The organism is Vibrio sp. 1180_3 (assembly GCF_029478545.1).
GTDB classification, from domain to species: domain Bacteria; phylum Pseudomonadota; class Gammaproteobacteria; order Enterobacterales; family Vibrionaceae; genus Vibrio; species Vibrio aestuarianus.
In genome coordinates, this window is the sequence record NZ_SJFM01000056.1 from 1 (window position 1) to 10,943 (window position 10,943).

Sequence of the window (10,943 nt, forward strand, 5' to 3'; positions counted from 1 at the left end):
TGCTTTAACTGTGAAGCTTGCGACTTCAATTGATAACGAATCAGCAAAAAATCTATATGTATCTGAGGGTTATTCTAAAGTTACGGCTTTTGAGCACTTCACACAAAAAGTAGTACAGGCATAACAAACAATTTAAGAGGGATTCTCAACGCTTGGCATTTTTGGTTCTACTTCAAGTTTTGTGTTTATGGCACAATGCTTTAGGTTAGGTGGAGGCGTTGTTCACCCCTTAATTGGGCGTTATGCAACTCAGGTAAATTTAGGGGTTCAATCTTTTGGGATTTCTCCGGCCATTCGTTTTGTATTGTCGGCAAATGAGCATTTTTACCCTCAAATTCTTGGTTAACTCAAACCGTAAAACAGGCAAGTTTCTTGGTTTGCCTCAATTGGTTTTAGCGTTGGCACGTTGTCAGTTTTGCGGGTGCAAAGTGTGGAAATGGCAAGTTAATCGATCATTTCGCATTTGCTGAAAGTCTTGCTTGTTGAGTTTGTCTCATTCAAAAGCTTGGTTTGTTGTTGAAAGGTGGACTTTGTTTTGGCGGCTTATTTATCACGGTTCAGGCTTTGGCTGATTCTTGATTCACTTAACCAATATTTTGATTGTTTTCTTAATCAAATGTAGTGTAAATTCTGGTTTATCTTATTGAATTTGCATAACAAAGCATTTAAGACGGATTCGCAACGCTTGGTGTTTTTAGTGTAAATTCAGTTTTTGTGTTTTAAGTGGTTTGTCGAGGCGTTGGTGTTTAGCGTCGCTCACCACTTAATGCGGCGTTAGGGCAAAAGAGGAATAAAATGAGTCATCAGGAGAAAAATTTTGAAAAACCTGAAGATGAGATGGGAACTATTTCAACGGGGTTTGATATTCCCAAATGGCTTCAGATTCTAGTCTCGATATTCAGCATTTCTTTGATTGTTGTTTGTGCAATATGTTTCTGGAAGTATTTGGAAGCACCACAAGGCTTTGCGTCACCTAAAGAGTTGGGGTTAAGTGGGATTTTTATGTTCACCACCTCGGCGTTAATTATTGTATGGGTTCCTTGGTCTAAATTAGGTATTAGGATCTCAAAAATTGGTGGGGTTGAATTTAGAGATATAGTTCAGGGACAAGCTTCTGAGCATGCCGAAGAGTTAAGCTATCTTGAAGACCGCATTGAGTTCCTAGAAGCCAAGATTAAAGAAAATGATGAACTCTCAGTTTTGACCGATCCTCCAAGGGAAGCTATTTTACGAAAACTTCTTTTAGAATTTTTGCAAAAGTATTCTGAATGGGCTTTTTCTCCTTCTCGCATTCGAGTTTGGGGTTCAAAGCAACAGGGATTTTCCTCATTATCGGACTACGAGCATCCATTTATTCGAAGCACTCTTCAAAAATTAGTTTCGGAGGGTAAGCTGGAAACTCGGGTTAGCAAAAAAGGGAACACGCTGTATCGGATAGCATTGCCCTAACAAAGCATTTAAGAGTGATTCGCGACGCTTGGCAGTTTCGCTTCGCTCAAGTATAGCCAAGCGTCGCTCACACCTTAATGCGGCGTTAGGCGATAGTAGACATCGACAGGAATTGATGGTGATAATGCGTGCCTTTGTTATCAATCTCTAAATTTATATTTGGCTCATAATCAAAGGTTACAATCGATGCGTACTCCATTCCGTTTTATCTTATCCTTACTTGGGCGAGCCAATTCTCATGAAGCGACAGAGCTCATTACTGGAGCAGACGAAACAAAGGTTGTTTCCAATGAGCCTGTGATGAAAAGCGCGCTGAAGACTCATATTAAAAATTTAGAAGGTAAGCAGCGTGTTTATGATGCGATCTTAGAGATGTTGATCGAAACCAACCAGTTTTCATTGAGCATTGCGGAAAAAAACTGTTTTGGATTTGAAACTGGGTATCGAGACCTTTATACGCTATTTGCGATTGGTCATTATCTGCCATCAGTCGCAGACTCTGAGGTAGTAGAGCATTTTTTCTCTGCTCAACAGTACGCGATATTATGGTTACGCCAGGTGAATCAACCGAAAGGGGAGCTCATCCCCTTTCAATACCAAGGGGTAGATTTTGCAATTCCAGCACAAGGCAGGAAAGATAAGATTAGATCTTTCGCATGGCTTGACATGATCTACCTTACTATTGTGACGGGACGCAATGAAGATTTAAATCTGCTGATGAGGCTTTTACATAAAGAACAAATCGAGTTCAGTGGCCTGAATGCTCGTTATCACCTTGAGATAGTGCTGCATATGCTTGGCCTCCAAGCAAGCAGTGATATTACCGGCTTAATGGATGGTTTTGTTGCCCATATCCAGCGGGAAAATCAAACTCGGCAAGAGCGGAGAGTGAGCTCACATGGAATTAGAGTGACTTTAGGTTTTTTTGATGTGATGCAAGCTATACATCAGCAAGACCAAGTAGCGTATAACCTATCCATGCATCGCGCTTTAGAAATGCATAAAGAGTGGTGGACACGCGGTAAGGATTTTAAAACAGATCCGGATGGTTATATTTCACTACACCTCCTCACGGCAGCTAAATATGCGTATGAAAAATATGGCTATACACTGGATGTGAAGTCAGATTACATACCCAGTTATCTCTACCAGAGATAGTTCATCTGCAAAATCGCCTAACAAACGCTTCAAGAGGGACAGTCAACGTGCGGCATTTTTACTATGCGTTGGTTTTTGTGGTTACGGTGTTATGCGGAAGCTTGGTAGTAGCGTTGTCAGCCCCTTAAGCGGGCGTTATGAAGCAGGAGGCAATCATGACTAAACCACATGAAAATATCGTACTGGAACCAGTAGCTGAATCAGAGTCTTGCAATGTATTTTCGGCGACAAAGCAAGCTCTTAAACTTCATGTTGAACCCGTTTATGGGTGGGATGATGAATACCAGTATCATCGCTTAACTACTGAATATCAGCATAGCTGGTATTATTGGGTAACTTATCGAAATCAAAGAGTCGGTCTTATTTGCTTCAAACCGTACGATCAAGCATTTCATATCCACTTGTTGATCATCTTTCCAGATCATCAGAAGAAAAAATTGGGTTTTAAGGTTATGAATCACATCCATCAACTAGCGGCTGAAGCAAATAGAAATCTCATTACATTATCTAGTTTTAAAAGCAACAAATCAGCCATAGGCTTTTATAGTAGTTTAGGCTACCAAATCACAGATAGTGGTGATGAAAACTTCGTTAGTATGGCGTGTGAAATTGCTTCATAACAAACGGCTCAAGAGGGATTGCCAACGCGTGGCGGCTTTAGTGCAAAATTGAAATTCAGTGTTTACGGTGTGTTTTTTAAGTTCGGCGGTGCGTTGTCAACTCCTTAGCCGGGCGTTATGTTTACAAAGGCAAAAAAGCTATCTTGAGGAAAAGATTGGGGATTTCTCCGACTTTTTAGCTTCCTCGATATTCAGCAATTTGAGTCCAGTTATCCAAAATTCTTTGCAATAGCCAGCCTCGCGCAAACCTAGTTCATGGGTTGCTTCATTGTAGAATTGTGGAAATATCGGTTGAAGGTTCACTGATGCAAAGCCGCTTTGATTGGATGGGTTAGGATTGGCAAAATCACGAGCTTTAAGTTGATCGCATTTGTCGGTCAAGTTAGCTTAAAAACTTGGTAATGGTTTTGAGCAATGCCGTAAAATCGGCGGTTCTTTGTCATGTAAGTTTTCTTAAACCGTAATCATAACAAGGCATTAAAGTGGGACTTGGCCCGCGTGGCATTTTTAGTTTGCGTTAAGTTCAGTGTTTACGGCGCTGTGCGGTAGCTTTTGTATTGCGGGCCTGCACCCCTTAACGCAGCGTTAGGCAAAATTTCCTTAGGATCTTCAATGACAGTTTTGAAATTAACTTTAAGTTCGCTTTTGCTTATTGGTATTGCAGCATGCTCTCCTTTCGAAGCATTCCAAGATATGGACAATAAAGAAAAGCAGTTTAATGATCTAAGTATCAATAATCTCGGTGCTAAAGCAGAAATAAGTTGGAATATCCATAATGGTGAATTAACTAGTATTACGGTTGTTTATCGTGCCAACTCGTTAAATGACGTGATAGTAAGCAAGCTAGGAAATGAAGTAGAATCAATGGTTAAAACCATTTATGGTGACGATTCGTATGCAATAAGCGTTGCAATTAGCTTAGGTGGCGAATAAGTTTCTAACAACGGTGTTTATAACTAACAGAGGAAATAAAATGGATTGGTATTTGGCTGTTTTAAAGAAGTATGCAGTTTTTAGTGGAAGGGCTAGACGAAAGGAATACTGGATGTTCTTTTTATTTAACCTCATTTTTTCTTTCATTTTGGGGTTTGTTGATGGCTTCTTGGGTACTGTATTTATCGGTACTATTTACGGGTTGGCAGTTTTAATTCCAGGTATAGCTGTTACTGTTCGTAGGCTACACGATATTGGTCGCACAGGGTGGTGGGTTTTAATTGGGCTGATCCCATTAATTGGATTGATAGTGCTTATCATATTCGCAGCAACTGACGGAAATGAAGGAAGTAATGAATATGGCTCCAACCCTAAGGAGCCGGGCGAAACATTTGCCTAACAAGAAATTTAAGAGTGATTCACAACGCTGGGCGCCCTCACTTCAAGTCGGTTTAGTGTTTATGGCACAATGCGTTAGGTAAGGTGTCAGCGTTGTTCACACCTTAATTTGGCGTTATGCAACTCAAATAAATTTAGGGGTTCAATCTTTTGGGATTTCTCCGGCCATTCGTTTTGAGCTGTCGGCAAATGAGCATTGTTGCCTTCAAATTCATGGTTAACTCAAACCGTAAAACAGACAAATTTCTTTGTTTGCCTCAATTGGTTTTAGCGTTGGTGCGTGGTCAATTTAGTGAGCTAAAAGTGTGGAAAGAGCAAGTTAATCGATCATTTTGTATTTGTTGAAGGCTTCGCTCGTTGAGTTAGTTTGGTTCAAAAGCCTAGTTTGTCGCTGAAAGGCAGACTTCATTTTTGCGGCTTATTTATCACGGCTTTTGCTTGGGTTGATTCTTGAATCACTCAACTATTGCAATTGTGGTTTTTGATCGAGTGAAGTCAGCTTATCTTATTGAATTTGCATAACAAACAATTTAAGAGGGATTCCCAACGCTTGGCATTTTTTCTTCTACTTCACTTTTAGTGGTTACGGTGTAATGCTTTAGGTTGGGTGGTAGCGTTGCTCACCCCTTAATTGGGCGTTAGTTTTAAGGAAATATCAGAATGTATTGGGAAATGATTGGTTCAGTATTAGCATCACTTGGTGGTGCTTCGGTCGTTATTGCGGGCTTTGCTCACTTTTTAGGGAAAATTTGGTTAGATCGAATCTCAAAGCAAACTGCAGCAAAGTATGACGCTGAGTTGCTAGCACTTAAAGCCGAATCGGAATTCGCACTTTCTAGCTTCAAAACTAAAGCTGATGCGGAATTGAAAAATAGAGAAGAGTTTAATGGAATATCCTTGGAAGTGTACCAAGGTTTCTTTAAGAATAGAGTGTCAACTTACCTCGAATTATTGAAAATAAAAAATGCTTATACTACCAAAATGAATGAAGATTTCGTAACTGAGGAAACCGAAGATTGGGGAAATGCATACTACTCAATTTACTCCTCATTGCGAAAGTTGGTTATCGAAAATCAGCTGTATATCTCAAATGAACTTGAACAAAAGTTTTCATTTCTTCGAATGAATGCTGCTGAGTATATTAAAGAAGCAGATATGACGGAAGGTTATAGTGTTGGAGGTGGTGATGATCCAAATATTACCCAAGAACAGCTATCTAGAGTCTATCAAAAGCTCGCTGTTGAAACATATCAAGAAATGGAAGATTTCTTTAACCAACTAGATGCGGACGTAAAAAAGCTTCGTTCACGTATCGAAATGGACAAAAACTAACAAACTGTTTAAGAGTGATTCACAACGCGTGGCATTTTTACTATGCGTTGCGTTTAGTGTTTAAGGTGTTATGCGGAAGCTTCGGTATTGCGTTGCTCACACCTTAACAGGGCGTTATATTTTTGTTTTACGTCAGTGGATAAAGGAAAATATGAAAAGAATAATGTTAGTCTCTTTATGCTGCTTCAGTTCGGCAAGCATGGCGACGATAGGCATTGCCGAAGGTAATTACCAAGATAATGAAAGGGGTAGGGTCATTGAGGCTAAGCTATTTTACCCAACAACTATGACCACACCTGAAACTATTTTCGCTGAAAACATAGCTTTCTATGGGTTTAAGGCTGCTAAATCAGCAATCCCAAAGGGTAGGAATTTTCCATTGTACATCCTAGTTCACGGAACTTCGGGTAATTGGAAAAATCTATCATGGCTTGCGAGCGAGTTAGCTGAGAAAGGTGCTTTTGTCGTGTCAGCAAATCATCCTAGTTATACAACAGGTCAAGCTACGCCGGAGAGTGTCCTTAGAATGTGGGATCAGCCTAGAGATGTCTCTTTCCTTGTTGATCAGATACTATCAAGTGATTACGCTCAATATGTAGACAAAGATAATATAACTGTCATCGGTTACTCTTTGGGTGGTTACACAGCATTAGCATTAGCAGGCGCCAAATTCGATATTAAGGGGTATCAGGAATACTGTAATCAGCACAATGATACGTCATGCGATTATTACAGCAATGCATTCAATGATCTTTCACTACAGGAACGCCTTATGATCTCAGGCGATTACAGAGATAAACGGATAACAAATGCAGTTGCTATCGCTCCAGGCTACGTGCCTGCGATATTACCCAAATCGTTAGATACTTTGTCGGCAAAGACTCTAATAGTTGGTGCTGAATTGGACAAGACTATCCCGCCCAACTTACAAATTACTCCGTATATAAATACCAGCCTGAGCAACCTTTCTTACAAAGAAATCAAAGGTGCTTCGCACTTTAGTTTTATGCAAGTTTGTAAGCCTCAAGCTATTGAAATATTGGCAGAAGAAGGCGCAGCTTTTGTTTGCCAAGAAACTGGTAACGTCGATCGAAGCTCAATTCATCAAGGGTTGCTTGAGGTATTGAATCCACTGAAATAAAAAATATAACAAACAATTTAAGAGGGATTCCCCACGCTTGGCATTTTTGGTTTGCGTTTAGTTTAGTGTTTACGGTGTCCAAATTGGGTGTCGTGGTCGCGTGGCTCACCCCTTAATTGGGCGTTAGCTGGGGTTAAGAAAAGCTGTGAATTTAGGGTGGAAAGGCTTTCGGTTTTCTAGCTACACACCGGACAAATCTCAGCTTTTCAACTATCTCGCCAGTGGCACTTTTCGGGAAGTGTTTGAACTTAACGAAGTCTGCTTACGGGATATGTTGTGTTTGTTAAGTTCATTGGCGCGGTTTCTTTGTTGTCGGAATTCATGAATGCCTAAATTCATTTCGTGTGCTTTGTCGTTGGCTTTTTCGATAGAATTCTTTGCAAATTACCGAGCCCAGGTGTGGTGATTTTCTCGGTCATTTCTTCTTTGCCAAGCGCATTTCGTGGATTGGGTTTTAATTTCACAGCTGTCTGTTTTACTTTGCCGTTTGAAAGCAATAATGTGTCTCAAATTAGGCACTTTGGCGTAATTTGCTAGCGAAAGTGCAGCAGCTAACTAGGCGTTTAAGACGGATTCCCAACGCTTGGGAGTTTCAGCTCTAGGTTGAGTGTTGTGTTTAAGGCGCAATGGTTTAGGATTGTGGTCGCGTTGCTCACCACTTAACGCAGCGTTAGCCATTATCTATCTAGGATCTACAGTATGAAGTCTAATATGAATAAAAAAGCAAAAATAAAACCAAGAACGATGATTGTTAATGTTCACATTAATGAAGGTGAAACGATTGAGACTAATTGGGATCAGGTTAATCAAAAGCTTTCCTTAAAAGTTAAGCAAGGCGAAGAGGTTGTTAGTGCAAGAAAGATTGAATCAACGATTCAGTATGAAAGGGCTAAAAAGCCCAAAATTCTTAATAAAATAGAATTTTCCAGATCTTCTGAATTTACAGTTTCTTCCTCAGATGCACTAAAATCTTACAATCAAGTTTGGGGAATTGACACCAACAGAAAAGATTTATTTGGTTATTTTGCTAACGTATCAGGCATTACGGTTTGTAGTACTGATGGAGAGGATGTCTTTTATCCTGTGGCAAGTATTATCTTTGGCCAAACCAAAGGAAATCCTGAGTTATTTGGTTGGCGAAAATTTATTGAATTTGTAGTTAATAATGAGAAGTACGATAGTAACTCTAAATATGGGTTAATAGTTGATTCAGAACTTTCAGAAATATCAGCAATAAATGATGGCAATGTAGCCATTCACGGTGACTTCTACTTACCTAGCAATTGGAAACTTATTTATGCAACTTCTGATTCCGGAAAAGATAGTATTCTAAATAAAGTTATTTCTGAATCTGATAAAACCTCTACCAAAGTTCTTGATAAACTTGCGGCGCGAAAAAGTAATGAAGAATCAAGGGATTTTTGGGCACCAATTGTGGATGAAGAAAATGCTAATGTTGGCTGGTTCTTTCTGCCGCGAGACAATGGCTAACAATCTGTTTAAGAGTGATTCGCAACGCGTGGCATTTTTGCTATGCGTTGGTTTTAGTGTTTAAGGTGGTATGCAGGGGCTCCGGTATTGCGTTGCTCACACCTTAACAGGGCGTTATGCTCTAGGAGATAATTTTGCTCGATTTATTCAAGAAAGTGGTTCTAATTAACTTCTCAGCGGCTCTTGTTGTTATAGCTCTAGTCCAGTTTGTTCCATTCTTTGCTACTACTCAGTTGGTCGACTTTCTTTTCTTTGTTGTCATCGTCATATGGGTTTTGGCGAAGCTAATGTGGGAAGGTGGTATCCATAGTAAGACGACTCGGTTAGATGATCCTAGAACAGATAAAGTCTACAAAATGGTAGAAGGGCATGATTTCGAAAAAGACGAACGAGAGCACTATAGAATGAACTACCAGACAGGTTTGGTTCTCTTCATTGCCGGTCTGCCTGCGTTTATTGCTTGTTTGGTTCTCCAATTTCTTTGAGTACGAGCATAACAATAAATTTAAGCAGATTCGCAACGCTTGGCACTTTTGGTTTGAATCGGCTTAGGTGTTTACGGCACAATGCTTTAGGTAGGTGGCAGCGTTGCTCACTACTTAATTTGGCGTTAGCTACAGGGGCTCGCGTAACTCAAGCCCCTACAATGACTATTGTGAATTTTGAGGCGGTTTTTCTGTCTCATCCGCATTCAAAGTGGCTTCTACTTTCTTCGCTTCGACATCAATGATTTTATTGGCTTTGTCATCTAGTTTTCGGGCAATAGCGGAAAAACCTGGAATGTTGGCAAGCTTCGTGACTGCATCAGCTAGTTGTGAGCTCTTATCTAGTGCATCCATAAGAGGGTGGTCTGATTTATTATAATCAGATATCAGCTTTCCTGGATTTTCATGGCTTGCACTGACAATGTTAAACAGGAGTTTAACCCTTAGCTCTTGACTGATATCTTGGTCATCTAACTCATTTATCTGGTTGGATAGCCCCTCGAACGTTTTACTGATTACGCCTTTATGTGTGTATTCTTCAATTAAACGTTTAGAAAGTTTGTAATTCTTGTTGGCAGAGTACGCTAGCCACAGTACAGGGACATATAGTGGTAGCATTGTGCTCAACAAATATGGAGTATCTTTAATTAAGAGTACAAGATCAGCTCCTTGAAGCATGCGATAAGCATTTACTCCAAAGGGAATTAGAGAAATAACCATTAATGCAAATATCGTATTAGTAAAAGTACTCTCGTACTTTTTTTGTTCCACTTGCTCGATTTTAATTTTTTCATCGTAAGCTGATGCTAATCCAGCAGTTAATGCTTGAGGTAATAGGGAACGAATTTCTTTCAGGGTTTCATCATATGTGGTTTTACATTGACTGATGTATGTATCAAACATATCTTGATGTTCTAATTGGATTTTGTTTAGATTTTCATCAAGCTCTGAATGCCTGTTTTGAGCTTCCTTTGCAAGAGTTGCTAGCTGAGATTTTAAATCTTTGTAGGTTCGTCTTAGTTGCTCTACGAGCCCTTCTACATGCTTAACTTCGTCAGTTTCAGGATCTTCTTCATCATAACCAAAAATCTCATCATACAAGATATCGATTTCACGTTTTCTATCTGTGGCTTGGGATAAAAGTGATCGAATGCGTGCAGTTGAGGTTTCACTGTCATTTTTCAATTCTGAAATAGTATCCGTAGATTCCTTTAACGTATCTACTTCAGATATTAGGTCTTGTAGCCTTTCAAGGTTAATTTCGATATTACTGGTAAGGTGTTCAACTTGTTTGTCACTTTCGGTTATATTTTCAAGTGCAGCGCTTGCATCGCTGTCGATAGCCTTTATATGTTCTTCAAGCTCAGAGATATTTGATGCAGACTTTTGGGTGGTATCAATAAGTTGAGCAATTAGTGCTTCATGGCTTTCAGCTTGTTCCTTTGCTTTTTGTGCGCGGTTTCTGTACTCAGAAGTTTTCTTTGATGCTTGAGCGGCTATTTTTAAAGGGTCTGGTAAACCTGCTTGTAGTTTTTCTAACTCACTATTTGTGCTGTTGAGGTCAGTGGAAATCTCAGCGAGCTTTTTCCAGATGTACTCTTTTTCTTTGTTAAAATCCACTTTCTTCTCCCTATTAATTATGCAACTATTTTATATGGTGCATTCAGAAACTACAACGTTCCATAATGTAGCTAACAAAGCATTTAAGACGGATTCGCAACGCTTGGCGGTTTTAGTGTAAATTCAGTTTTTGCGTTTTAAGTGGTTTGTCGAGGCGTTGGTGTTTAGCGTCGCTCACCACTTAATGCGGCGTTAGGCTATTCAGAGGATACGATGACAGATTTAAAAAATAATGAGCAATATTTCGACGTTTCTTTTGAGAAGCTTTCCTCACCTGATGAGAAATATAGCGACGTCGAGTTTGAAGATTGCCAA

General features: G+C 39.7%; 11 protein-coding genes and 1 pseudogene. 10 read left to right on the forward strand and 2 right to left on the reverse strand.

The genetic code is table 11. The annotated features are described in order from the left end of the window. The 8 genes and pseudogenes from EYW48_RS22025 to EYW48_RS19720 all read left to right on the forward strand — a co-directional run. A pseudogene (locus tag EYW48_RS22025) lies at window positions 1–124 on the forward strand (GNAT family N-acetyltransferase); the annotation flags it as partial. A gap of 671 nt (window positions 125–795) precedes the next feature. After that, window positions 796–1,449, forward strand: a complete 654-nt coding sequence (locus EYW48_RS19680) for a hypothetical protein (RefSeq protein ID WP_277432898.1) — start codon at window positions 796–798, stop codon at window positions 1,447–1,449. A 186-nt stretch (window positions 1,450–1,635) separates the two neighbouring features. Next, window positions 1,636–2,607: an immunity 49 family protein gene (locus tag EYW48_RS19685; RefSeq protein ID WP_277432899.1), complete on the forward strand. Its 972-nt coding sequence runs from the start codon at window positions 1,636–1,638 to the stop codon at window positions 2,605–2,607. Between the two features lie 155 nt (window positions 2,608–2,762). After that, on the forward strand, window positions 2,763–3,227 hold the full coding sequence (locus EYW48_RS19695) for a GNAT family N-acetyltransferase (protein WP_277432900.1): 465 nt from the start codon (window positions 2,763–2,765) through the stop codon (window positions 3,225–3,227). Between the two features lie 612 nt (window positions 3,228–3,839). Then, window positions 3,840–4,160: a hypothetical protein gene (locus tag EYW48_RS19700; protein WP_194568933.1), complete on the forward strand. Its 321-nt coding sequence runs from the start codon at window positions 3,840–3,842 to the stop codon at window positions 4,158–4,160. A gap of 40 nt (window positions 4,161–4,200) precedes the next feature. Continuing rightward, window positions 4,201–4,560 carry a DUF805 domain-containing protein gene (locus EYW48_RS19705; RefSeq protein ID WP_261917012.1) on the forward strand — a complete coding sequence of 120 codons (360 nt, stop codon included), beginning with the start codon at window positions 4,201–4,203 and terminating at the stop codon, window positions 4,558–4,560. 671 nt (window positions 4,561–5,231) lie between these two features. Next, window positions 5,232–5,891, forward strand: coding sequence for a hypothetical protein (locus EYW48_RS19710; RefSeq protein WP_277432901.1), 660 nt, complete (start codon window positions 5,232–5,234; stop codon window positions 5,889–5,891). Between the two features lie 151 nt (window positions 5,892–6,042). Beyond that, complete coding sequence (locus tag EYW48_RS19720; RefSeq protein WP_277432902.1) at window positions 6,043–7,032, forward strand: alpha/beta fold hydrolase; 990 nt, start codon at window positions 6,043–6,045, stop codon at window positions 7,030–7,032. Window positions 7,033–7,367: 335 nt separating this feature from the next. On the opposite strand, the gene EYW48_RS19730 is transcribed toward EYW48_RS19720, so the two are convergent. Next, window positions 7,368–7,496 (reverse strand): hypothetical protein, encoded by a 129-nt coding sequence (locus EYW48_RS19730; RefSeq protein ID WP_277432903.1) that lies wholly within the window; start codon window positions 7,494–7,496, stop codon window positions 7,368–7,370. A gap of 247 nt (window positions 7,497–7,743) precedes the next feature. On the opposite strand from EYW48_RS19730, the gene EYW48_RS19735 reads away from it, so the two are divergent. Both EYW48_RS19735 and EYW48_RS19745 read left to right on the forward strand, forming a co-directional pair. Continuing rightward, complete coding sequence (locus tag EYW48_RS19735; protein WP_176312635.1) at window positions 7,744–8,523, forward strand: hypothetical protein; 780 nt, start codon at window positions 7,744–7,746, stop codon at window positions 8,521–8,523. Window positions 8,524–8,657: 134 nt separating this feature from the next. After that, window positions 8,658–9,008 carry a hypothetical protein gene (locus EYW48_RS19745; RefSeq protein ID WP_277432904.1) on the forward strand — a complete coding sequence of 117 codons (351 nt, stop codon included), beginning with the start codon at window positions 8,658–8,660 and terminating at the stop codon, window positions 9,006–9,008. Between the two features lie 165 nt (window positions 9,009–9,173). Here EYW48_RS19745 and EYW48_RS19750 read toward each other — a convergent pair whose 3' ends face one another. Further along, window positions 9,174–10,628 (reverse strand): hypothetical protein, encoded by a 1,455-nt coding sequence (locus EYW48_RS19750; RefSeq protein WP_277432905.1) that lies wholly within the window; start codon window positions 10,626–10,628, stop codon window positions 9,174–9,176. Window positions 10,629–10,943: the final 315 nt, after the last annotated feature.